Origin of the sequence: Diaphorobacter aerolatus (assembly GCF_014489535.1) — a bacterium.
Lineage (GTDB): Bacteria > Pseudomonadota > Gammaproteobacteria > Burkholderiales > Burkholderiaceae_C > Diaphorobacter_A > Diaphorobacter_A aerolatus.
This window is the reverse complement of the sequence record NZ_CP060783.1, coordinates 3785273-3807043: the sequence shown is the minus strand read 5'-3', so window position 1 is coordinate 3807043 and position 21771 is coordinate 3785273. Positions and strand designations below refer to the sequence as shown.

The following is a 21771-nucleotide window of genomic DNA, read 5'->3' as shown; positions in this document are numbered from 1 at the left end:
TATGGGTCAACCGATGCTGGCGCGGCGCAACCCCAAGGCAACACATCCCGCCAACGCAACGGAAAGAAGCATCAGCGCCCCACTGCTGGTTGCCGGAACAGGAGTCGGCGCAATCACCGGCGCGGCAACCACTGTCTGGGTAAAACTGGATGTGGCCGCTGCGTTGTTCGCATCCCCGCTGTAGCTGATCACGAGAACGTGGTCGCCAACAGTGGTCAGCGCTTTGGTCCGGACGACTGCCTGGCCTGAGACGTCGAGTGCCGTCGCTCCAAGCTCGGTGCCTTTGTTTGAAACGGTGACGGTACCCGTGGGCACTGGCGCAGCTTTTGTGACACCACTGGCGCGAGCACGTTTGGCGGGATCCACGCCCACATTGACCGTGAACGCCACCTCATCTCCAGGTTTGGATGGATTGAGCGAGGACGCCACAGCCACCACCGTTCCGGCTTGATCAATGGACACGGTTTGTTGAGCTTGCGTCGCGTCGGCGTAGTTGGCATCGCCTTTCTGATTGGCATTGATCAGGCAGGCACCTTTCGCCACAAACGAGATCACATTGCCGGATATCGTGCAATGGGTTGCGGTGCTGGCATCGATGGTCAGTTCCACTGCACTTGTGGATTTGCCCCCAGACACCGCGCTGGCATAGGTTCCGCCAACCTTGGCGTTGGTCGGAATCGTCGACGTGAAGGTGATGGTTTGCGGTGCCTTGCCGACGACGAAATTTTGTTGAGCCTGCGTGGCGGCCGCATAGTTGGCATTGCCTGCCTGATCAGCCCGAATCGCGCAGGTGCCGGCAGCAAGCATGGAAATGGTTGCGCCGTTTGCGCCACCCGACGAACATACCGCCGCACTGGCGGGCGCGACACCGAACGTGACGGGCAAGCCCGAAAGGCCACCCGTGGCAGAGACACTGAAATTGCCGCTTTCGCTGAAAACCGGCGTGGCAGGCGTGGCCACGAAGTTGGTGATGACCTGAGCCGCCCTGGCGATGACCAGCGTATAGGCTTGTGCACCGATGAAGCCGTTGCCCGATGTCGCGTTGACGGTGAAATTGAATGCGCCAGCGGCAATGGGTGTGCCAGACAGCACGCCCGCGCTTGAAAGCGCGAGACCCGGAGGCAACGCTCCCGCCGATACCCTAAACGTGTATGGGCCTGCACCGCCGTTGGCACTGCTGGCCGATAGCGTCTGTGAGTAGGCCGTGTTGAAAGCCGTATTTGGCAGTGTTGACGGTGACAATGCAACCGATACCGTCGTGCAGCTCAGTGCGGCATTGCTGACATCCGCGCCGACTACCGTGCCGCTGGCCGGGTTGACTCTGCACAACTGTCCCACTGGCGCACTCAATACGCTAACAGCCCAGTCTGCGTTGCTGGAAATTCGTGCTGAAAACACATAAGAGCTTGCCGCTTGCGCGACCACCGCTTGCTGATTGGTCGCGGGGTTCGTCGCGCTCAATTGCAAGGTAACCGGGCCGGTGTGACCAGAAACCGGGCCTCCCACCGAAAAATCGGTCTGCGCAAAACAGATCAAGGCCGCGCCATCGCCAGATTGCACCCCATTGTTGAAAACGACGGCCGCGAGCCCCGTCGCCGCAGAGCGGCCTCCCGCGCCGCCACCGCCGCCGCCATTCCAGTTTTGAGCGCACCCTGTCGTGCCCACGCCAGCGCCGCCCCCGCCGCCCCCGATCGTCGCACCACCGCCACCACCGCCGCCATATCCGGCACCGACAAAGGAGCCCGAGAAATTGCGTGAGTCGCCGCCTTTGCCATCGGTAGCATTTCCTGCAGTGGCGGGAAAATTTCCGCAGCCACCCCTGCGGCGCCGCCCGTTCCCACCGTGCCACCGCCACCGCCGTAGGGGCCAACGCCACTCGGCACCGTAGCACCCGCGCCTCCGATACCACCACCCCCACACCACCCACGCCCCCTGCGACCACGGAATCGCTCCACCCCGCATTGCCGCCACCACCGCCGCCGCCCGCGATGGCAACACGGTTGCCAATGCCATTGCCGCCCACGCGCAGATCCGTCGCGCCGCCACCGATGCCATTCGTGCCTTCACCCAGTCCACCGGGATTGACCGCTTGCGAGCCTTGGCCTCCCACCCAGATTGACAAGGTAGACCCGGGCGTGACTGACAACGTACCGCGCACTCTGCCACCCAGGCCGCCTGCTCCGCCAGGAGAGTTAGGACTATTGCCGATGGTCCCCGCTCCGCTTCGACCGGCGCCCCCTTGTGCGCCGCTAAGGTACACCGTCAATGAGTGCACGCCTGCGGGAACCGTTGTGGTCTGTTCGCCGCCGGTAAATCCAAACGCCGCCGGAGTCTCGCCGACAGCGCAGCTCTGCGCCTGCGAAACAGCGCTGAAGCCCAGTAGCGCCGTGACAGCAAACATGATCCTGATGGCAGACCACCGCGACATTTGCGACACGAGAATCCGCCCAGCGACAGAGGCTGACAACGCATTGCTTGGACATAGGCGCTTCATGGCACTGGCTTTCTTCAAGCAGGCTCACCGGCCCACCGCAGTTGAATGAGATCGGACACTCAATTGCAACGCACTCGTTAACAATGCGTGGCTTTTGTGCGATGCATACGTTTGTTTACTATTGAAACAAGTAGCGCATGCTATTCAACTTACGGCGTTTTGCACATCCCGCGAATTGGGGAGGCGTTTCTACCTATTGACTATGTATGTGATTCTTCCAATTCAAATGGACGCACCTCCATCCACCACCAGATCGTGCCCCACCAGATACTGCGCCTCGTCGGAACACAACCAGCGCGCGGCGGCTGCGATCTCCTCCAGCTTGGCAACACGCCTGGAGGGATTGGTCTGCGCCATGCGAGCGGCGCGATCCTCGCCGGGTCGCAAGGACATGGGCGTATCCACGGGCCTGGGCTGACGCTGTTGATGCGAATCCCGCTGCCAATGGCCTCAAGTGCCGCCGTACGCGTCAGCACCGCCACTGCTGCCTTGGATGCTGCATAGGCACCCGCGCCCGGGATCAAAGCCACTTTTCCCGGGTGAATCCGGTAGCCATTTCTACCCCCAAGCGCTTGCATGCACCGATCCGGGGTCATGAAAAGCCTCGCACCCCATTTTCAAATACGGTTTCCATCTCCGCGTGCGTCATCAACCGCAGGTGCAGCTCCGCGTTCAAGCCACCAAAGCAGCACTCCGCCCACCGCCAGCACCGCGACGCCTACCCATGCACCGATGCGCACGTAGACAAGCGAAGACCACAGCATATAGCCGCACACGCCTGCAAAGATCAGCGGCAGTAGCGGATAAAACGGTACGCGGAACGGGCGCTCGGCGTGCGGCTCGCGCACGCGCAGCACGATGAGAGCGAGTGTCGAGAGCAGGAAGAACAGCCAGAACACCGGCGCCGTGAAATCCACCATGGTCTGAAAGCCGCTGCGCATAGTGTCGCCGAGCAGGATAAGCAGCATCGCGCACGCCGACTGCGCGTACAGCGCAATGCTCGGCACGCCGCGCGCCTGCTGCCAGCGGCCCAGAAATGCCAGTTGTGGCCAATCACGTCCCACGGCAAAGTTGGTTCGGGCGCCGACGATCATGGTCGCATTCATCGAGGTGATGGCAGCCACCGCCACCATCGCCGCCATCACCCACTGGCCCGCCGCTCCGAAGGCGCGTTCGAGCAGGTCAGCGGCCACGGCCTTGCTGCCTGCCATTCCCGACATTCCGAGTCCTTGCCAGTAAGCCCAGTTCACGGCTACGTACAGCGCGGTGATCAGTCCAATGCTGATCACCAGTGCATGAAGGATGCGTTTGCGTGATCCATGCATTTCTGCGCTGAGATACGCGGCCTCATTCCAGCCGCCGTAAGTGAGCAGCACAAATACCATTGCGAGTCCCCACATGCCCGTCCCACTGCTACTCTCCTGAGTCACTATGGTGCCGGGTGCGATGGCGCTTCCGTTGCCGGTACTGAGCCAGATCCCGGCCACGATGACCAGCACAAGCCCTAGCACTTCGGCCATCGTCAACCAGCTCTGCGTGGAAGCACTCGCCTGCAATCCGCGCAGATTCAGCCAGGTCAGGACAATCAATGCCAACGCAGCCCAGATGGCTGCGCTATGCGTGGTACCCCATGGCAAGAGCGCGCTCATGTAGTCACCGAACACGAATCCGAGCAACGCGATAGAGCCAGTCGTTATCACCGCAAACCGTGCCCAGGCGAACAGGAATGCCACGCGCCGACCATATGCTCTCCAGAGGAAGTGGTAGTCACCCCCTGCATGCGGCCACGCGGAGGCAAGTTCGGCATAACAAAGCGCACCGAGCAGAGAAATCAAACCGCCGAGCACCCAGGCCCACATCATGGTGCTGGCCGAGCCGCTGAATTGCGCAACCAGCGATGGCGACTTGAAGATGCCGGCGCCGATCACGATGCCGACGATGATGGCCACCGCGTGGCGCAGGCTCAGCGTCGGTTGCGGTTGAGGCCGCGTGTCCGAGACCTGCTGCGGGCTCATTGGGTGTCCAGCGACTGCACCTCGTCTGCGCGATACGGGATTGCGCCAGTCAAGCTGGCCGCCTTCTTGCCTTCACGCCGCGCCGTGAATGGTTGACCGCGAACATCACCTGCATCGAACGTGCCTTCGATACGGTCAGCAGACACCTTGCCACGGAAGCGAAGCAGTACTCCCCGTTCGTCTGTGAACGCGAACTGCACCGCGTCTCCGAGCAGTTGGGTCTCGCGTAGCGTGGTCTCCATCTTGTCAAGATTGGCTTTGCCGGCGAACTGCTGGAAGGTCTGGTCCATGGTCAACTCAAGCGTTGATTGGCCAGGTAGCAGCAGTTGCCATTGCCCACCCACATCGGCTGGCACGATCCACAGATGTACCGACGAGGTACCCATGCGAGAGGTCTCATCGGGCTTCCAGTCGCCCATCAGAAAGTCGTGCGACGCCACCCGCGTGCCGGGCTTGAGTTGCAGGATCTTCGGTCGCAACTTGAGATTCAGTTCAGGCAACAGATACATGGTTATCACCGTCGCGCGCGAGAAGTCCATCTCGAAGATGTCGGCCTTTTCAAAGGTTGCGCGCTCCTGCAAACCGGCTTCCCGCGCCCGGCGCTTTGACAGTTCCACCATCTCGGGTTGTATTCGACGCCATGCGCTCGCGTACCTGCACGCGCGGCAGCGAGCACGATCTTGCCGTCGCCCGATCCGAGATCGATCAACTGGTCCTGCGCGGTGACATTGGCAAGCCGCAACATGCGCTGCACAGGCGCATCGGGCGTTGGAATCCAGATCACATCCTTACCTGCCTGCCCGCGCGTGGGCTCATAGGATGACGGCGCAGCCGCGGCACTGCCGCCTTGCTGCGAAAACGCGGCACCAGATGCGGTGAAACTTGCAACGGCAAGCGTCAGCAGCATGCACCGACGTTGCATTGCCCGGAAAGAGAATCTTTCAGCCGACATGACTTTCTCCTTGATCGGTCGCGCGGGCCTTTGCAGGCACGGCCCACGTGCTTGCGTTGATTGCTGGTCCATCGGTGGTTTATCCCTGCGACGCCCACGATGCAGCACAGCTCATGGCCGCTTATACCATCGCATATTTTTCGTCGATAGCCAAAATGTATTTTTAGGGGTATGGAAGTTGAAGGGCCATCTCAGTCCTTCACGCAGCCTCAAGCCGTCGCCGAGAGGCGGTTTCGGCGACGGCTTGTGCGAGATGCAGACACCGTCGCAGAACCTGCATTCGCTTCATCAAAATTTGTATCACCAAACGAATTTAGAAATAAATTTAACCAATTCAATCATCGGCAATTCGACGGTCGGCACTCTGATCGCCGAGGCTCGCGACGCCACCCCGAGCTGCCCACCCGTGACTACACCCGGAGTATCCTGAAAAGGAGTGTTTTTCAATCCTTGTGAAATTCTTATGCCCCAACGTGTAGAAATCTTGCCAACGGCGCTACTCAACAATTCGCATTGCACTGTTTGCGTGGTGGCAGACGTTAACTTGCTCATTCACAAGCGGTTGCGCAGGGATCTTCATGATGTGGGCGTCTTTATCCGGGTCCCGCTTTTGCTCTATGTGAGACAAGGCAGGCAGGACATTCGGGATCACTTGGGAAATTCTCAAACGGTGCAGGCGGGGCACTTGGTGTATTTTCCCAAAGGCGTTTATGCAGTTTCAGATTTCACCGTTGGCGATCAGGCGCCATTTGAAGCCCTGATTGCGGCATTCTCTCCGGCCCTGCTACAACGCCAACGCCTTGAGACACGCAGTGTCCGGGCCACTGCATCGTTCGCCACGCATTCCACCTCCATGGCAGATGCCCACAAATGCTTGGTGTGCCCGGCAACAGAACCAGTCGCCGAATTCATGACTTCGGTCGTGGCGATCTATGGCCAGGGCCGCTACGCGGATCGGTCCGCATTGGCACTGCTCAAATTGGAGGAGCTTTTGCATCTGATAGATGCGGATCCCCGGTTGCGCCCACTTAGTGAGGCATTGGCATCGGACGGAGCGAATGAGAGATCGACAGATATCGCATCCATGATGGAGGCACATTGGCAATACGATCTACGCATAGAAGACTATGCAGCTTTGTGCGGCTGCAGCGAATCCACGTTTACACGCCGCTTCAAGACGCTTTATCAAGAGTCGCCCAAACAGTGGCTGGTGCGGCGACGTATGCAAGCAGCTCACCAGTTGCTCCAGGATGGCCGAACATCCATACAAGACGCTGCATTGTTCGCAGGTTATGAGAGCGTTTCACACTTCATTAGTACCTATAAAAAGCAATTTCAGAGCACCCCTAAAAAAATTCAGAAACAAAATTTGAGCGCCTGAAAACGGCTCCATGTGGCGGCATGCTTCGCGACCCATTCGTGCGTGGTTGTTTCAACGAAATCGCAAACCTGCCCGATTCCCGGCACATTTGCCGAATTTCCGCTACAGCCTTGAATGCCGAAGGGCAACAATCGTTGGCATGACGTTTGGTCTGACTTGCGCCACCAAACGCTACATCGTTTTGCCAACCGATCTGGAGTCACCCGTGTTGAAAATTTCTCTTGCTTCCCTCGTTCAATGGATGCCTGCGGCATCACCGCAATTCGTCGTATCGCAAGACGCGAAGCGAGCCCACTCGGCGACCACCGTGCTGGTGCAGTTTCAGGTCCGCACTGAAAGCCGGGAGGCTTTTGCGAAGTTGATGCAATCAGTCAAACTGAATCTGCCGCAAGTTCCCGGGTGCCTTGAAGCAAGCGTGTTCATCAGCGAAGGACAACCGCTGCGCTACGTCCTGGTTGAACAATGGGAAAGTGCCGCGCGACACGCTGCACATGTGCGCGCTCTGCAAGACAGTGGCGAATGGCGAGCGATTGAACAGCACTTAGATGGAGCACCGACGGTGGAGTACCTTTTGGAGCAGTAAGCCGATTTGCCAAGCCCTTATGGCTCAGTACGATGCTGCATAAAAAATCGCAGCATTTCCGCGCTCGCATCCACTCCGCCGGGATGGGTGTAGCTACCTTGAGCGCTGCCGCCCGACCAGGCGTGACCCACACCGTGCAATTGCCAATATTCTGCTGTGCTTTTCTTTCCAGACTCTGCGTACACGGTGCGCGTGGCGTGCTGCCCGGCCACCGAGGTGGTATCGCCCGTGGTGGACTTCGAGTGAGCGGCAGCCACTATGGCCGCACCGTTGCGCTCGTGGACCGTCTTGTCTGCGTCGCCATGAAACACGATGGTGGGCGCCACCGGACGCGGGCCCGATGACTGATGGCCCGCTGGGCCGGAGCGCATTGCCGCCAGCGCCGAGACCACATCGGTCGCCGCACCGGCAGGCACACCAGAATGCACGCCCACTGCAGCGAAAACATCGGGGTAGCAATGCCCCAACACATCGGCCATCGCACCGCCGGCGGACAGGCCTGCCACGTAGACACGCGAGGGATCGGCGTCGTAGTCGCTCACAATGGATTTCGTCAACGCCACCAGAAGCGCCGGCTCGCCCCGGTCGCGCTGCTGGTGCTGGGGTTTGAACCAGTTCCAGCAGCGCTGGGGTTGTACTTCTGGTTTTGCTCGGGGTACAGCACCATTGCGTCTTGCGCTCTGGCCAAGGCATTCATCTGAGTGCCGGTCGCAAAATCGGCAGCGTTTTGGGTACAGCCATGCAACATCACCACAAGCGGCCGGCCCTCCCGCGAGCCGCCACCAGCAACGGTTGCGGGGACAAACAGTTTGTACGACACGCTGCGGCCCCGATGGCTAAAACTGCCATCGATCCAGCGCTCCGGCCGGGGTTCCGACACGGCTTTTGGCGCGGGCGTTGCGGCAGGTGTCGTCCTGTCCACGACACTACCAGCAGCCCAATCCCGCGCAGATGCATCGACCGGAGTCGCGGGTACGCACGCCTCGTCGTCCGGCACGATGCGCGTCAGCCCGTCCAAGACGATGCCCGCGTTTGCAGGATTCACAGGGTTCGCAGCGTGCCCGGGTGCCGGCGTGCGAGCGTTGGAACCAGCGTCAGCCATCCCACCCGCCAATGCGCGCTGAATGGCCTCGGTTGCCGCAGCCAGGTTGCCGCTGCGCGTCATGGCGGTCGCGTCGCGCATCAGGCGATAAAAGTCTTGCTTCATACTGAGTTTCCTGTTCTTCAGTGAATACGCCCGGCAAGCGCCGCGCGCACCGCGCTGCTGGCATGCAATGCGCCCAGCACGGTGATGGATTCAATCGTCTCGAGCGCCAGCTCTGGCGTTACATCCTCGGCAATGCTGGCCAGGCCCAGCACGCGGATCTGCAGGCGTTCGCCAGCGGCCCTGCTCGCCTCCAGATCGGAGCGGCTCAGGTGTTGCAGCCCCAGGACCAGCATCTTGCGCGCCACCACCTGAGTGATGGCCTCGCCATGCGAATCCAGACGATTGCGAATTGCCGTGCGGATGAAATCGCTGCGGTTGGAATAAAAACCCTCAGCCACCAGCAAATCGATGCGCCCCAGGTCGACGTAACCGAGGTTGATGGTGAGCTTTTCGGATTCGGGAACGGGTTTGGGGATTGAGGTGCTTATTTTTGGCATGAAACCATCCTAACACCATCCATATGGATGTTCTACAGATGATTTCAAGCCTCGCTTTTGAAATATAGGTGCGAGGCAAGTCTGTCGCGGTGGTCCCTGCGTGGAACGTCCCGCATTCACACCATCCAGCCGGTCACTGGTCGACCGATCTCAATCGCCCGGTTGCCTCGCCCACCGGCCGTGCCTGCCTGTGTAGGATGCCAGCAGGAAACCAAGGGCTGACCCAATACCCAATCCGGTGACGACCAACGCGGTGTGTTCAAAATAGCCTCGGCTGGCGTTGCCATCCATTGCATTCACAATGCCTTGATATACGGTCAACCCAGGCAACAAGGCACCCGTAATTCCCATCAGTGCCAATACCGCTGCGGGATAGCCCGCCCGCTTGGCGCACGGCACGGCCAAAAAACCCAACAACGCGGCCGACAACGCACCAGCCCAGAGCGATGGCACGCCGACAACATGCTGCAACGTCTGATTGCATAGTCCGGTCACGGCGCCCGCGATGGCCGCAGGCACCAGCAGGCGCGCGCCACCGCTGTTGGCAAACGCATTGGCCATGGCCCCCAGCGTGCAAAAAAGCACTGCCAGAAGTGGTGGCACGATGGGTAAATCCACACTGGTGGTCGCGATATCAGGCAGGCTGCGCGCGAGCACCGTGGCAACCATCGCACCAATGGCGATTCCGCCCACTGCCACCACAATGCCCACTGCGCGTACCAATGCGGACTGGTATTCGCCACTGGTAGCATCGACGGCAATTCCCAACACCAACGGCAAGGGAACCAGCATGGCCCAACTTACCGCAACACACGCCGCAGCAGCATTGCCCGTTAACACTCCTGCGCTGACAAAGACCAACGCGATTGCACCTCCAAAGAAGGCCTGCACCGCAAATTTGAATAGCCGCGGAAAATCGAGTCGCGCCACACCCGCGCCCAAGACGGTGACCAAGGCGTGCAAAATCGCGGCAAGCATTGCAACAAATGGGCTGACACCCACTTGAAGGGTGACAAAAAACGCCACTGCCGTTGCCCCAATCGTTGACCACCACCACGGAGTGCTCAACGCGGTGGCAGCATCAATCTGCCGGTCCGCCTCCCCGACATCGACACGGCCGGAACGGATTGACCTGCTGACCTGAGCCAGCTTGCGCAGTTGTTCGCAGTTGATGACGTCAATTTGCGTCACCCGCGCTACCCGACCGAGCACGGGTTGCGTGGGCGGAGCATGCTCAATCGCCAATGTCGAAGCCGTAGACAATACAGTCAATTGGCCCAGCCCACATGCCGTAGCTGCGCGCTCTACATCGGCAACCGTGGCGCTGGTCAAATGCCCCGCACCCAGTTGCGCGACCCCCAGTTTAAGCAACATGCTGAGCTGCTCTTGCCTTTGCTTCAAGTCGTTCACCCGACATCTCCCACGGTTCGAAAATTGCACGATCGCTCTATGCAGAACAGCCACATGGCCGACTCGTACATCGCCATCTCGCATGGCCCATCTCCGAGCGAAGGCCATCGTCGCACACTCTATCGATACATCATTCGAACCAGGTCGTTCTGCAAAAAAATTCCCAGAGATTGCCAAGGCAGGTCTCTGGGATATCTTGCTCGAGAATGGACCGACGTCGTATCGATGAAGAGGCCCTAATGAATTGACTCGAGTAGGTACACGCTTGTCAGGAGAAGGTCTTCTTGAACTCGTCTTTCAGGCTGTTCCACTTGCCCTCGATCTTGTCTTTAGTGGCTTGCTTCTTTTGCTCGTGAATCACTCGACGGGCTTCGGCAGCAGCGGACTCCGCAGCATCTTGTGCTGCGGCAATTTCAGCCCGGACGTCATCGGCGGGACGACGCACTACCGTACCGCCCTCCTTGGCCACGAATTTGTCCAATGCCTCTGGCGTCGTTTCACCCACCTCAAGCAGCAGCACAGTCATGCCAGGAAGCACTGCGCGGCTCATTGCGGCAAGAATGGACCCACTGTCGTCGGCCACGTCAGCATCGGCCAAAGAGCCGAACAACGCACCACTACTCCAGCCCAGCAAAACGCCAATTGGACCACCCAGAACGCCAACGAGCATGCCGAGCAAGCCGCCGCCAAGCGCCCCCATACCGATGACAGCGTTATCCGCGTCTTTGACATCAATGCTGCCATTGACGTTGCGTTCCAGGATCGCGGCCTGCGCAACGTCGAAATCCCAACTGCCATTACGCAGGTCGGTCAATGCCTTGTACGCCTTACTGGAATTATTCCAGGTAACGATTGCAATGTTGTCAGCCATGTTGGTTGCACTCCTGATTCAGAAAATAGCAATCGACCAGTTATTTCTTTTCCGCGTACTGGAATACGGGAAGCGCACGCAAAGCGTCCTTGGTTGCACCGGACAATATGATGCGATTGCTGTCAAATTTAAATTGTTCGACAGGAATGGCAACGCGGTGATTGGAAAGCCCAAGAAACTTGCTGGCATTGACAATGGCGTAAGAAACCGAGCCTTTGGGAGAGATGATTATGTCCACCACTTCGCCCACGACAGCAGGTTTGGCGTCATCGTTGTAAACATTCTTTCCTAGAATGCTTCGTTTCGCGCTCCAGCCCGCAATGACGTCCGCCATGACCTCCGTGGAAACGCCGATGACGGAGCCTCCTGCGGCTTGAGCAGATGCCATGGTCGGCGACAGAAGGACGCTGGAGCAAATTGCCAGCGCCGCAATATAAAAAACTTTTTTCATTAAATTCACCCCTACTTCTTAACTTAATTAATTAATTAGTCGCCCCAACCGGACTTTGCGTCCACTCACAGGCGACGACATATGCTCCTATGATTTGCAAAATAAATAAAGGTTTATTTTGTAATAGATTTCATCTCGAAAACATACTACATGCCTGATTAAAACTCTCGGTCTTTCAAACAAAATAGGGGCATACGAGCATTCGATCCAGAAATAATTTTTTAAACATTCTGCACAGCGGTATGTTTCACGCTGCTGCTACAGACCAAATGTGATATTTCGGCCAAGTAATATTTTTGTCACACTAAGGTATTCAAAATAATCGATTACTACGGCAAAAACTGCCAGGGTCGAACCGGCGTAGCCATCGTCGAGCGCTGCGCATAGGACGACGCCCTTCGCCGAATCGAGGCCAAGACGCAGGCTCGGAAGCCGCCCTCGCTTTGAAAGCAGAACTCTCACCGGTGGTTGTGTCGCAATCTCGTGTGCTCGCGTGGTCTGCTCACAATTTGCAAATGTTGACGGTAGCCACATCCCGGTTGATTGAACCCTCGGAACCTCGCAAACCCGCGCCCTACAAGGGATTCGTGCGGGATATTCCGAAATGTCGGCGTGAAAATCTGTCGTTATTGGGGCCTGACTTTACTTGTGTAACGCGTTCTTACGTTCGATGATGTAGGCAAACCAAATGAACCTGTGTCTTTCGATAGACTAAAACAAGGTATCCAATGCCTCAATTCCCTTCTCAAGGCCGCCGCCTCTGCTGCCTTTCCGCCGCGCTGCTGGGCTGCGTGCCGCTGGCATGGGCGCAAACGTCGCCCAACAAGTCTCGCGCTGTCGATGTCAATGGCGCAGGCGCCACGTTTCCGGCGCAGATCTATCAGCGCTGGGTCGCGGCTTATGCTGCGGAGACCGGCGCGCGTGTCAACTACCAACCCTCGGGCTCGGGGACGGCGTCGCGAAGGTTCGCGCGCGCAGTGTGGACTTTGGTGCCACCGACAATCCGCTGACGGCGCAAGCGCTTGCGGCAGACCGGCTGATTCAAGTGCCGACGGTGGTGGGTGCGCTGGTCCCCGTAGTGAATTTGCCCGGCGTTGCTGCCGGTGCGCTGCGCCTGAATGCGGCCACGCTCTCGGCCATTTTCCTGGGAGAGATACAGAATTGGAGCGACACGCGGATCGCGGCACTGAATCCGGGACTCAAGCTGCCCTCGCTGTCCATCGCGCGCGTGGTACGGCGCGATGCCTCGGGTTCCACCGAAACCTTCATCCGCTATCTGGTCGAGAGCGATGTCCGTTGGAAAGCGCAGATTGGCAAGACGGCTCAATGGACGGGTGCCGTCATTTCGGTGAACGGCACGGACGAGGTGGTGAGCAACCTGCTCGCCCAGCCCGGCTCCGTGGGCTATGTCTCCTATGACCGGGTGCAGTCGCAGCGACTCAATGCGGTCACTCTACAGAATCGCGATGGGCAATGGGTCACCGTGTCCGAAGAAAGCATTCTGGCTGCCGTACGCGGGGCCGATTTGCGCGCCAATCTGCGCAACCCCATACTCAACGCACCGGGTGCGAGGACCTGGCCGCTTTCAGAGTTGACCTATGTGCTGGTCGCCGCCAATCCCAAGGAGTCTCAGCAAGGAACGGCTACCGTGCAGTTTCTTTATTGGGCGCTGAAAAAGGGCGACGTCATCGTACGCAACACCGGCTTCGTCGCCTTGCCACCCATCGTGCAGGCGGCTGCATTCAAGGAGCTGATGAGTGTGCGCGCCGCAGACGGACGAATGATCGAACTCAGCCTGTAACACCTGAGCGGCGCGCCTTCCGGCCCCGTTGTGGCGCGGACAAGGCCTTATTACACTGAATTTCACTTCAAGCGACCGCCCGACGTTCGATCCATGGACATGTTGGTTGAATGGAGCGGAATCGGGATCGCGGGAATCCAGTTGGTGGAAGATGCGTCCCGAGCTGGCAACAGCATGATGACAATCGTCGTGCCCGACATTGAAACCGTCAGGGCCTCGCTGAGCAGCCAGCAGATCGATCTGGGCGAGGCGCAACGTGGTGATTTCGGAAAGATTGCGCGGCTCACCGATCCTGACGGCAATACCATCACGTTTGCGCAACCACCGGATAAGGCTTTTCCGAAAACCTGAGCTTGCGCTACTCGCGACGCATGCCGGTCAGTCAGTTGGGGGGAGCCGGCTGACACTCTCGTGCAAGCCGATTCCCCCTATATCGCCACGAGTCAATTCATATGGACGCGGCGCATTCTCATCGCTGCAAACCCTGCCAGCAAGACAGACAGAAGCATCAGAGCCCATTGACTCAGCGTAGGAACGGCGGCGACACCAGTGCCAACACCGAGAGTTGTCACTGCCGTGTTGTTCGCCATGTTGCTGTCGGGCGTTGTGCTTGATGCGGTGGTCGTGAGTGTCACCGAAGTGGCCGAGTCCGGCGTGAAACTGGTCACGCAACTGATCGACGCACCTCGAGCCAAACTGGTCACCGGGGGTTGCGGAGTGCAGACGGTCGTGGCACCGGCAGGCGCGCCCGTCACGGTACAGGCCGCTGTGGCTGCTGCATCAGGACCTGCATTTGTACAGGTCGTAGTCACCGACACGGGAGTGCCTGCAACGATGGGCACCGAGACCGGGCCCGTGGCCTGCATGTCGGCCAACGTGGTCGCTGCGACAACAACGCTCGGGCCTGGTTGTTCGAAGTCACCAGATCCGGCGTGCTGGAACCTGCAACCGTTGTCAGTGTGACCGTCTCTGCCTTGGCGGGCGTGAAGGTCGTCGTGCAGGTAATGGCTGCGCCTGTTTTCAGGCCGGTCGATCCCGATGCGGGTACGCAGGACTGAGAAACAGCCGTGGCGTCGGCAGGAACACCGTCCACCCGGCAAGTGGCAGCGGCCGCATCATCGGGCCCCAAGTTCACGCATTGCGTAGAGACGGTAACCGGCGTGCCGACCTTCACGGTCTGCGTGACCGCAGATGTGGCCTGCATATCCGCGGCCAATACCACCACATTCACCGGACTGGGCGCCTCGTTGTTCGCGGGCACAGGATCAGTCGAAGTCGACCCGGCGACGGTGAGCAACGAAACGGTGCCCGGGTTTGGGGCGTGAAGGTGGTCGTGCAGACAATGGCTTCGCCAGGGTTCAGGCTCGCCGAACCAGAGGCCGGCACGCACGATTGCATGATGCTTCCAGCGTCCGGCGGGATACCGCTCACCAGACACGTGGCCTGCACAGCGACATCGGGGCCTGCATTCCTGCATTGGGTCGTGACCGTCACAGGTGTTCCTGCCTTCACGACCTGAGATGCCGCCGGACGGCCAGCATGTCTGCGCTGGGCAATGCCTTGATGGTGGCTGAGCTGGGGGAATTCAGATAAAGAGTGGTTATGACGCCGGGCCCCGTGGTCGGGCCGCCCGGCACGGCGGGACCATTGGTCAGATCGAGACCTCCCGCTGGAATAGCGACCGCAGGATCGAGCGCCACACCGACCGTTACGGTGCACGACGCAACACCGGCGCCGATCAGGCCATTGGTGACGTTCAGAACATTGGTGCCACTAGTGCCCACCGACGTTCCTGCCCGCACGAGGTTTGCGCATTGGCTGGACTTGCAAAAACCAGTCCGGCAGGCAAGGTGTCGGAGAACTCCCAGCCGCTGGCTTCCAGCAGCGGGCAAGTGGCACCGGTACAACCGATCTGGCTGCTCGAATTGGTGATGGTGAACGTCAAGGTCGCGTTCTGTCCGCGTGAAATGGCCGCCGGCGCAAACGACTTATCCAGTTGCGGCGTTACGTCAATCAGCAGCAGGTTGTCGAATGCGGCGTCGTTGCTGTCGCCATTGGAATTTTCACTGGTGACCTGCAGCTTGACCGAGTTGCCAGCCAGTTTGTACGTCTTCGAGCCGAAGATCTGACCTGCGTAAACGCCAGGTTTGTTGCCGCCATATGAACTCGCTGGCGCAGGCAACTGCGCCCCATCATAAAGCGCGCCCTGGGTACAAGGATCTACCGCAACAGGCGTCAATTCAACGACGTTGCTGTTAGTCAAGTCGATCAAGTTGAAATTGAACTGCGGGTTGTAGACCTTTGGATCCTTCGTAGGACCGGCGCAGCCCATTGCAGCTGTGGCCACAGAAAAAGTGACGAAGCGGCCGCCACTGCGAACTGGAATGGGTTTGACCGTTTCAATCACCACGTTGGCCGGTGTCCCGGCAGCGGCGGCGCGATTGAGAGGCAAATTGGTGAAGGCGGCGATCGCGTGATTGCCCGTGGCGCTCGCATCCGCCGGCCCGGACGTCGATTTGGTCACCTGACCGAGCACGTTCGAGAGCACTTGCAACCATTTCCACGAATCCTGGGGGCTCGCGTATCCGTTGCCGCTGCAGTATTTGGGCTCATTGCCATTTGCGCCCGCCACTCCACGCACGTAGGGGCAGGAAGCTCAGCGGTGGGATAAGGTTGGCTGCCGGCTACGTCGCCTTTCATCCATATGCCATTGCACCACTGCGCATTTTCCCAAAATGGTACGTTGACATCGCCAGAATAGACGCCTGAGGCGATGTAAGTCTGCCCCAAGGCACCATTGATGTCCTGGGCAGCGCTCACATAGGTGTGAAGCATCGTCGCTTGCGCAGGATCGGTTCCGCTCGTGCCATTGGGGCCGAGTGTGGGTTGGACAATGCCCGTATTGTCGAAATCTTCCTGAAACACCACTTGCGGCGCACTTGGTGTGCCAGGCACGGCCCAGGCCGCAGATGAGGAGGCCAACGCACATATCAACGCCAAGACTTTGCCCGGGTTCAATTCACTACGATTGGCAGCACTGACCGCCATGGCACCCATGTTCATATCGATATGAGGCCGGCGCCCTGAAAGCTTGCCCGCGGCCAGCTTGTTCCGTTGAAAACTCCACATGTGCATTCCCTTTAGGCAATCGGTATCAGAGGGGATTATTTGAGAATAATAGACAACAGCTACCGATGATACACAGTGATTATGAGGAAGAATATGGTAGTAACCAAAATTCATAAGCACTCACATGTCTTGAACGCGCCCACCTAACTTGACCGACCACCCTTTCAGGGCAAGACGTCGGAATCCGCGACTCAACGAAATGAGAATTGTTGACAATACGTTCGCACCAACGTTTCCAGTCAGCAACGAATTTGGCCACTGCCTGCAGTTTCACTGCTTGGTGGATCGCTCGATGGCAAGTCCCGTATGACTTTTCTCGCTGCTCATTCCCATCAAGGGCCGTGGCTCGCGCTGGCGCGGAATTGGACGATGCGGAACGGCAGCAGGCTGGCTGCCACCAGCCCGCGTCTGGTGTGACTCAGTCTCAGAACGACACCGTAGCCGACGCCCGGTAAGTGCGCGGCGCGCCCGGCATCACGAAGCCGTCGGCGAACGTGCCGATCCAGTACTTCCTGTTGGCCACGTTTTCCACGCTCGCGTTCAAGCGCACGGGAGTGTTGCCGAACCTGGTTTCGTACTTGGCCGTGAGATCGAGGCGCGTCCACGATGGCACGCGCAGCTTGTTGCCGGAATCGGTCCACTGGCCATCGGTGTAGAGCAGGCGGCCACCGGCGGTCAGGCCCTTGACCGGTGTTTCCCAGTCGAGGCCGATGCGTGCGCGCAGCTTGGGAACGCCATAGTTTTCGAGGCCGGTGTTGAGCTGGCGGGACTTGATGTATTCCACGCCGCTGAGCAGCGATACCGTGGGTGCGAGCTTGCCGAATGCGCTCCACTCCAGTCCGCGCAGGCGCTGCTTGCCGTCGATCGCCTGCACGTTGTTGCTGCGGTTGGTGATGATCGAGGGCTTTTCGATCTGGAAGGTGCTGAGCGTGTGCGTGGTCTCGCCCATCCTGACCTTCACTCCGAGCTCGCCCTGTTGGGTCTTCATGGCAGCCAGCGACTCGCCCGCGTTGGCAAATCCGGTGCCGACGATGCGGCCCTGCTCCAGGCCTTCGGTGTAGTTGGCAAAGAGCGAGACATTTTCACCCCAGGGGCGCACGATCACCGCCGCCATGGGCGAGAGGTGGCTCTTGCTGTAGTCGGAAGCAACGCCGCCGACCATCGGCGTCTTCACGGTCTGATGACGCATTCCCAGGGTCAGCAGCACCTTCTCGTCGGCGAAGCTCAGGGTGTCGGCAAGTGCCACCGAACGGAATTCGTTTTCGGTGGTATAGCCCTTCCAGGCAGGAGCGGCCGGGAAGCTCGGCGTCGCCGGGTCGTACATGTTGGTGTTGTAGCAATAGTTGCACGGCGTGTTGTACGTGCCTTCCTTGTGCTTGAGGACGTTGAGCGACAACTGCATGCGGTGCTGGACGCTGCCGGTGGCGAACTTGCCGATTGCGCCGGCCTCTGCCGTGCGGCGTTCGGACTTGGTGAGCACGTTGTAGACCGCGCCGCGCGTTGCGCCGTTCGCGCCCGTCACGATGGCGCGCGTGCCGAACAGCAGGCCCTTGCCCTCTGCTTCGGACGCGCCCACGGCAAAGTAGCCCTGCCAGTTCGGATTGAAATCGACTTCCGCGCGCGCGAGCAGGCCGCTGTTGTCGTACTGGCCATGGGTGCCGCGGAACATGTTCACGTCACCCCTGGGCGGCGCAAGCACCATGCCCACTCCGGGGATCGCTGCGGAGCCGAGAAAGCTGAACATGCCGGGGCTGCCGCCATCGATCTTGTTGACGCTGTTATAGGCATCGAGCGACACGCGGAATCTGTCGCCGAGATAGTCGAGCGCGAGTGCGCCCATCTTGCGTTTTTGTGTCTCGTCTTCAGCGCCCATGTCACCCGAGCCATACACGCCATTGAAACGCACGCCAAGACGCTGCTCGGGACCAAAACGCTTGCCCACGTCGGCATGCACCTGGAAATAGGAGTCCGAGACATAAGTGGTGGTCAGGTCCGCAACCGGCTGCGAGAGCGCGCGCTTGGTCACCATGTTCACCGAACCCGCCACGCTGGCCAGCGGCGGCATGCCGGAGAGCAGCACGTTCGGGCCACGCATGACCTCCACGCGCTCGAACATTTCAATCGGCACGGAATTGGCGGGCGCAATGCCGTACAGGCCGTTGGTGGCGATGTCCATGGCGCCCACGTCTAGGCCGCGCAGATTGAAGTTCTGCAGCAAGTGGCCCTTGTTGGTGGTGAAGACGACCGCCGCATCGTTCTCAAGCACGTCCTGTAGCGAAAGCGCAGACCAGTCCTCGGCCAGCTCGCGCGTGTAGGCGTTGACATGGACCGGCGCGTCGACGATCGACGTGGCACCCAGAATGCCCAGACGCGCGCCATTGGCGGCCTTGCGGCCCGGTGCGAGCGTCGGCAGATCCTCTCGCTCGTACTTGTCGCGCACGTTGACCTGCGGGAGCGTTTCTGGTTGCTGCGCCTGGGCTTCACCCGCAGCGTCCTGCGTTGCGGTCTGAGCCTGCGACGCAGAACCCGCGCTTGCGGCGACGAGCGCTAGAACAATGAGGTTGAGACGCGGCTTGAAGGCGGAACGTGATGGCATGGCAAGAAATTTGTGGAATGTTGGAGGTAGAAAAAAACGGAAGACGCGCGGCAGGTGCTAGCCCCCACGCTTGCGATAGCGCACGGCCAACCAGCCAAAGAACAACGCGAGCAATGCGCACAGCCCTTCGAGCAACAGGAAGTTGGCGTGGTACGTGCGCGAGGCCGCATCGGCGAACAGCGAAGGCAGCGCAAGGTTCAACAACGCCAGCGCCGGAACCATTGCATTGCAGAGCGCGGCAAGCCAGAGCAGGGCCGGTGCTGCGCGCGTCGCGCCGAGTCGCATTGCAAACGCCACGCAGCCCGACAGCAGGGCATAAAAAGTCCACTGATGAACGCTGTCGATATCCACCACGTGGGGCGCGAGCAATCGCGAGGCCACCAGCGTCGCGGGCAATGCCGCAGCGCACCCGACGCAGACACCGAGCGTGGCGTGGGACATGACGCGCACATGCAGGGGACGCTTTTCGATTTCGCGCGTCTTGCGCAGGCGCTTGGTGCGCGACTCGATCCACAGCAGATTGCCGGTATAGAAAATCAGCGCGCCACTGAGCCCGAGCAGTACATAGAGCACGCGCACGGGGTTGCCACCAAAGCTGCCGAAGTGCAGCGAGAAAAAGCTCACCAGCGAGGCGCTCAGCGCACTTCCCTTCTCGCCGGGGAAATACATGCGATCGTAGATCTGGCCCGTTGCCAGATTCACAAACGCCATGCCGTACTGCGCGCCGCGCTTGAAATGCCTGTCGTCCGAACCCGCCATCATCAGCACGGTGCGCTTGCCGCCCAGTCCGACGTAGTCGAGCGCCACGGGTTCGAAATTCGGCGCCTGCTCACGTACCTGGCGAATCAGCTCGGTGGGCGGCAGCCACTGTGAGCGCTGCACGTCGGGATGCTTAACGCCGTCGCGCTGCACCGTGGCTTGCAAGCCATCGCGGTAGATGAACCGGTCCTGCGCGGCGTAGATCCAGTCATGCAGGCCAAACACCGCCGCACTCAGGGCGATGACGATATGAAACGGCAGGCTCGCGACTCCCAGCAGGTTGTGCACGTCAAGCCACATGCGTTTGAAGTTGGCACCGATGCGCAGATAGAACAAATCCTTCACGAGCGACGGCAGGAGCACCACGATGCCCGAGAAAAGCGCCAGCGCGTACAAGAGCGAGACCACGCCGATCACCGGTTCGGCCCATTCGAGCGGCAGCGGAAGACCGCCCTTGCGGTGCAGGTAGTCGACAAAATTGCCGCTGTTGTCGGCCTCCCTGGTCACACCGGCTTCGCGCACCTTGCCATCGCGCTGCAACTCGAACCATTGCTCACTCTCGCGCGTGGACAGCCGCAGCAGCGGGGTCGCGCTGTCTGCACCCGGCAGGCGCAGGCTTAACCGGCCTTTGGCGTCCGGGTGTTGAGCCAGGAATTGCTGAACCGCCTGGTCGGAATCGGCACTCACGTCGAGCTTGGAGACTGCAGGCTGCGTCCATTGCCTTATCTCGGGCTCCAGCATCGAGAACGCACCGGCGTAGAACGCGATGAACAACAACAGGCCGCAGACGATGCCTACCCAACTGTGAACGTCGAGGTAGTCGCGAAGGGTTTGCGCCTTGATCTTCATTGCAGAACCCACCAAAGCGCAGCCGCTCCAAGATTGGCACCGACGAACCACACGAGGCAACGCAGACGGGTGCGCGCCAGAAAACCCACGCAGAGAAAAATGCACCACAGCGGCACCACCAGCCACATGGCAATTTGATCGCGCGCGGGCGCGATCACCGGCCCCAGCCGCTGTACATGAGCAGCCAACTGATCCAGAGCGACAGCGGAAATCCAAGCAGGAGCGCCACCAGCCCCTTGAAAAACAGATGGCGGTGCACTGGCGAATCCTTGTCCAACGCTTCGGCGCTCATGCCTTGAGCCGCTTGGTTCGCGCCGCATGAAACCAGCTCACGCATGGCACGGCCAACATCAACAATCCGAGTGCACAGGCCAGGGCCTCGCCCAAACCCAAACCCTGCCAGACGAGCGCCGCCGTGGCCAGCGCCAGCAACGCGGAGCCCGCCACAAAGCCCAAGGCACCGCGCACGCGAGAATCAAACCGGGGAGCGGCCAGACAGAAAAACCAGGCAGGCGCAATCGCCGCCACCCAACTCAGGATCAGCATTCTGAAAATTCACGTAAATTTAAAGAATGCGAATGATATTGGTTTTTATTTACATTGACTATTGTGGTGTTGCAACATCACTGTGCCGGGACGCCGGTCACCAGCGATTGATCTCGCTGTTCATCGCGACTTTCACAGCCTTGTCGCTTCACCGCGCGCCTCGCGGAAAACAGAACGGGCCGACACCATCACAGTATCGGCCCGCGCTTACCTCCCTCAGCAACTCCTCCCCCACCATTGGTTCAGCTTGCTGCATCGGCTTGAATCTTCTTCCGATCTCGCCTGGCGGC

At 59.8% G+C, this 21771-nt stretch carries 24 protein-coding genes and 3 pseudogenes; 7 read left to right on the top strand and 20 right to left on the bottom strand.

The window, feature by feature from the left end:
* Window positions 1-6: 6 nt before the first annotated feature.
* The 5 genes and pseudogenes from H9K75_RS17695 to H9K75_RS17675 all read right to left on the bottom strand — a co-directional run bounded on the left by H9K75_RS17695 (window position 7) and on the right by H9K75_RS17675 (window position 5129).
* The gene (locus H9K75_RS17695) at window positions 7-1665 is read right to left on the bottom strand and encodes a putative Ig domain-containing protein (RefSeq protein ID WP_264293848.1); all 1659 of its coding nucleotides are present in this window, start codon (window positions 1663-1665) and stop codon (window positions 7-9) included.
* 313 nt (window positions 1666-1978) lie between these two features.
* Window positions 1979-2401 (bottom strand): annotated as a pseudogene (locus H9K75_RS25620) (glycine-rich protein); the annotation flags it as partial.
* A 315-nt stretch (window positions 2402-2716) separates the two neighbouring features.
* Window positions 2717-3072: pseudogene (locus H9K75_RS17685) on the bottom strand (SDR family oxidoreductase).
* A gap of 39 nt (window positions 3073-3111) precedes the next feature.
* Complete coding sequence (locus H9K75_RS17680; protein WP_187723610.1) at window positions 3112-4509, bottom strand: APC family permease; 1398 nt, start codon at window positions 4507-4509, stop codon at window positions 3112-3114.
* On the bottom strand, window positions 4506-5129 hold the full coding sequence (locus H9K75_RS17675) for a class I SAM-dependent methyltransferase (RefSeq protein ID WP_187723609.1): 624 nt from the start codon (window positions 5127-5129) through the stop codon (window positions 4506-4508). Before H9K75_RS17675 ends, H9K75_RS17680 begins: the two co-directional genes overlap by 4 nt.
* A 768-nt stretch (window positions 5130-5897) precedes the next feature.
* Between H9K75_RS17675 and H9K75_RS17670 the strand changes: the two genes are divergently transcribed.
* Window positions 5898-6842 (top strand): helix-turn-helix transcriptional regulator, encoded by a 945-nt coding sequence (locus H9K75_RS17670; protein ID WP_187723608.1) that lies wholly within the window; start codon window positions 5898-5900, stop codon window positions 6840-6842.
* A gap of 139 nt (window positions 6843-6981) precedes the next feature.
* On the top strand, window positions 6982-7425 hold the full coding sequence (locus H9K75_RS17665; protein ID WP_226858296.1) for a putative quinol monooxygenase: 444 nt from the start codon (window positions 6982-6984) through the stop codon (window positions 7423-7425).
* A gap of 17 nt (window positions 7426-7442) precedes the next feature.
* On the opposite strand, the gene H9K75_RS17660 is transcribed toward H9K75_RS17665, so the two are convergent.
* The 6 genes and pseudogenes from H9K75_RS17660 to H9K75_RS17640 form a co-directional block, all read right to left on the bottom strand.
* Complete coding sequence (locus H9K75_RS17660) at window positions 7443-8162, bottom strand: extracellular catalytic domain type 1 short-chain-length polyhydroxyalkanoate depolymerase (RefSeq protein WP_404826445.1); 720 nt, start codon at window positions 8160-8162, stop codon at window positions 7443-7445.
* A pseudogene (locus H9K75_RS25615) lies at window positions 8123-8527 on the bottom strand (PHB depolymerase family esterase); the annotation flags it as partial. The gene H9K75_RS17660 and the pseudogene H9K75_RS25615, both read right to left, overlap by 40 nt.
* A gap of 122 nt (window positions 8528-8649) precedes the next feature.
* A complete protein-coding gene (locus H9K75_RS17655; RefSeq protein ID WP_187723607.1) occupies window positions 8650-9069 on the bottom strand; it encodes a CopG family transcriptional regulator in 420 nt (139 codons plus the stop codon).
* Between the two features lie 150 nt (window positions 9070-9219).
* A complete protein-coding gene (locus H9K75_RS17650; protein ID WP_187723606.1) occupies window positions 9220-10479 on the bottom strand; it encodes a threonine/serine exporter family protein in 1260 nt (419 codons plus the stop codon).
* A gap of 268 nt (window positions 10480-10747) precedes the next feature.
* On the bottom strand, window positions 10748-11350 hold the full coding sequence (locus H9K75_RS17645; protein WP_187723605.1) for a DUF1269 domain-containing protein: 603 nt from the start codon (window positions 11348-11350) through the stop codon (window positions 10748-10750).
* Between the two features lie 40 nt (window positions 11351-11390).
* The gene (locus H9K75_RS17640) at window positions 11391-11801 is read right to left on the bottom strand and encodes a PRC-barrel domain-containing protein (RefSeq protein WP_187726092.1); all 411 of its coding nucleotides are present in this window, start codon (window positions 11799-11801) and stop codon (window positions 11391-11393) included.
* A gap of 728 nt (window positions 11802-12529) precedes the next feature.
* On the opposite strand from H9K75_RS17640, the gene H9K75_RS24865 reads away from it, so the two are divergent.
* From H9K75_RS24865 to H9K75_RS17630, 3 genes are all read left to right on the top strand, one after another.
* On the top strand, window positions 12530-12811 hold the full coding sequence (locus H9K75_RS24865) for a substrate-binding domain-containing protein (protein WP_264293847.1): 282 nt from the start codon (window positions 12530-12532) through the stop codon (window positions 12809-12811).
* Entirely contained in the window at window positions 12781-13602 is an 822-nt protein-coding gene (gene pstS / locus H9K75_RS17635; RefSeq protein WP_264293846.1) for a phosphate ABC transporter substrate-binding protein PstS, read from the top strand. The genes H9K75_RS24865 and pstS overlap by 31 nt, the downstream gene beginning before the upstream one ends.
* Before the next feature lie 93 nt (window positions 13603-13695).
* Entirely contained in the window at window positions 13696-13953 is a 258-nt protein-coding gene (locus tag H9K75_RS17630) for a VOC family protein (RefSeq protein WP_187723603.1), read from the top strand.
* Window positions 13954-14045: 92 nt separating this feature from the next.
* Here the strand turns inward: H9K75_RS17630 and H9K75_RS25610 are convergent, their stop codons facing one another.
* Window positions 14046-14111 (bottom strand): hypothetical protein, encoded by a 66-nt coding sequence (locus H9K75_RS25610; RefSeq protein ID WP_404826444.1) that lies wholly within the window; start codon window positions 14109-14111, stop codon window positions 14046-14048.
* Between the two features lie 67 nt (window positions 14112-14178).
* Between H9K75_RS25610 and H9K75_RS17620 the strand changes: the two genes are divergently transcribed.
* Window positions 14179-14565, top strand: a complete 387-nt coding sequence (locus tag H9K75_RS17620; protein WP_187723601.1) for a hypothetical protein — start codon at window positions 14179-14181, stop codon at window positions 14563-14565.
* A 104-nt stretch (window positions 14566-14669) separates the two neighbouring features.
* Window positions 14670-14927 carry a hypothetical protein gene (locus H9K75_RS17615; protein WP_187723600.1) on the top strand — a complete coding sequence of 86 codons (258 nt, stop codon included), beginning with the start codon at window positions 14670-14672 and terminating at the stop codon, window positions 14925-14927.
* Window positions 14928-15110: 183 nt separating this feature from the next.
* Here the strand turns inward: H9K75_RS17615 and H9K75_RS17610 are convergent, their stop codons facing one another.
* The 8 genes from H9K75_RS17610 to H9K75_RS17575 all read right to left on the bottom strand — a co-directional run bounded on the left by H9K75_RS17610 (window position 15111) and on the right by H9K75_RS17575 (window position 21481).
* Complete coding sequence (locus H9K75_RS17610) at window positions 15111-15386, bottom strand: hypothetical protein (protein ID WP_187723599.1); 276 nt, start codon at window positions 15384-15386, stop codon at window positions 15111-15113.
* Window positions 15359-16150, bottom strand: coding sequence for a DUF7933 domain-containing protein (locus tag H9K75_RS17605; RefSeq protein WP_226858295.1), 792 nt, complete (start codon window positions 16148-16150; stop codon window positions 15359-15361). The genes H9K75_RS17610 and H9K75_RS17605 overlap by 28 nt, the downstream gene beginning before the upstream one ends.
* Window positions 16123-16845: a hypothetical protein gene (locus H9K75_RS17600; protein WP_187723597.1), complete on the bottom strand. Its 723-nt coding sequence runs from the start codon at window positions 16843-16845 to the stop codon at window positions 16123-16125. The genes H9K75_RS17605 and H9K75_RS17600 overlap by 28 nt, the downstream gene beginning before the upstream one ends.
* Before the next feature lie 310 nt (window positions 16846-17155).
* On the bottom strand, window positions 17156-19327 hold the full coding sequence (locus tag H9K75_RS17595; RefSeq protein ID WP_187723596.1) for a TonB-dependent receptor: 2172 nt from the start codon (window positions 19325-19327) through the stop codon (window positions 17156-17158).
* 57 nt (window positions 19328-19384) lie between these two features.
* Entirely contained in the window at window positions 19385-20935 is a 1551-nt protein-coding gene (locus H9K75_RS17590) for a PepSY-associated TM helix domain-containing protein (RefSeq protein WP_187723595.1), read from the bottom strand.
* On the bottom strand, window positions 20932-21123 hold the full coding sequence (locus H9K75_RS17585; RefSeq protein ID WP_187723594.1) for a hypothetical protein: 192 nt from the start codon (window positions 21121-21123) through the stop codon (window positions 20932-20934). Before H9K75_RS17585 ends, H9K75_RS17590 begins: the two co-directional genes overlap by 4 nt.
* Complete coding sequence (locus H9K75_RS17580) at window positions 21090-21227, bottom strand: hypothetical protein (RefSeq protein ID WP_187723593.1); 138 nt, start codon at window positions 21225-21227, stop codon at window positions 21090-21092. The genes H9K75_RS17585 and H9K75_RS17580 overlap by 34 nt, the downstream gene beginning before the upstream one ends.
* The gene (locus tag H9K75_RS17575) at window positions 21224-21481 is read right to left on the bottom strand and encodes a hypothetical protein (RefSeq protein WP_187723592.1); all 258 of its coding nucleotides are present in this window, start codon (window positions 21479-21481) and stop codon (window positions 21224-21226) included. The genes H9K75_RS17580 and H9K75_RS17575 overlap by 4 nt, the downstream gene beginning before the upstream one ends.
* Between the last annotated feature and the right edge of the window lie 290 nt (window positions 21482-21771).

Coding starts and splice junctions, on each gene's coding strand:
- H9K75_RS17680 (WP_187723610.1), bottom strand. CDS start 4,509: ATGAGCCCGCAGCAGGTCTCGGACACGCGGCCTCAACCGCAACCGACG.
- H9K75_RS17675 (WP_187723609.1), bottom strand. CDS start 5,129: ATGGTGGAACTGTCAAAGCGCCGGGCGCGGGAAGCCGGTTTGCAGGAG.
- H9K75_RS17665 (WP_226858296.1), top strand. CDS start 6,982: ATGACGTTTGGTCTGACTTGCGCCACCAAACGCTACATCGTTTTGCCA.
- H9K75_RS17655 (WP_187723607.1), bottom strand. CDS start 9,069: ATGCCAAAAATAAGCACCTCAATCCCCAAACCCGTTCCCGAATCCGAA.
- H9K75_RS17645 (WP_187723605.1), bottom strand. CDS start 11,350: ATGGCTGACAACATTGCAATCGTTACCTGGAATAATTCCAGTAAGGCG.
- H9K75_RS17640 (WP_187726092.1), bottom strand. CDS start 11,801: ATGAAAAAAGTTTTTTATATTGCGGCGCTGGCAATTTGCTCCAGCGTC.
- H9K75_RS24865 (WP_264293847.1), top strand. CDS start 12,530: ATGCCTCAATTCCCTTCTCAAGGCCGCCGCCTCTGCTGCCTTTCCGCC.
- H9K75_RS17630 (WP_187723603.1), top strand. CDS start 13,696: ATGGACATGTTGGTTGAATGGAGCGGAATCGGGATCGCGGGAATCCAG.
- H9K75_RS17600 (WP_187723597.1), bottom strand. CDS start 16,845: ATGAATTTTGGTTACTACCATATTCTTCCTCATAATCACTGTGTATCA.
- H9K75_RS17595 (WP_187723596.1), bottom strand. CDS start 19,327: ATGCCATCACGTTCCGCCTTCAAGCCGCGTCTCAACCTCATTGTTCTA.
- H9K75_RS17590 (WP_187723595.1), bottom strand. CDS start 20,935: ATGAAGATCAAGGCGCAAACCCTTCGCGACTACCTCGACGTTCACAGT.
- H9K75_RS17580 (WP_187723593.1), bottom strand. CDS start 21,227: ATGAGCGCCGAAGCGTTGGACAAGGATTCGCCAGTGCACCGCCATCTG.
- H9K75_RS17575 (WP_187723592.1), bottom strand. CDS start 21,481: ATGCTGATCCTGAGTTGGGTGGCGGCGATTGCGCCTGCCTGGTTTTTC.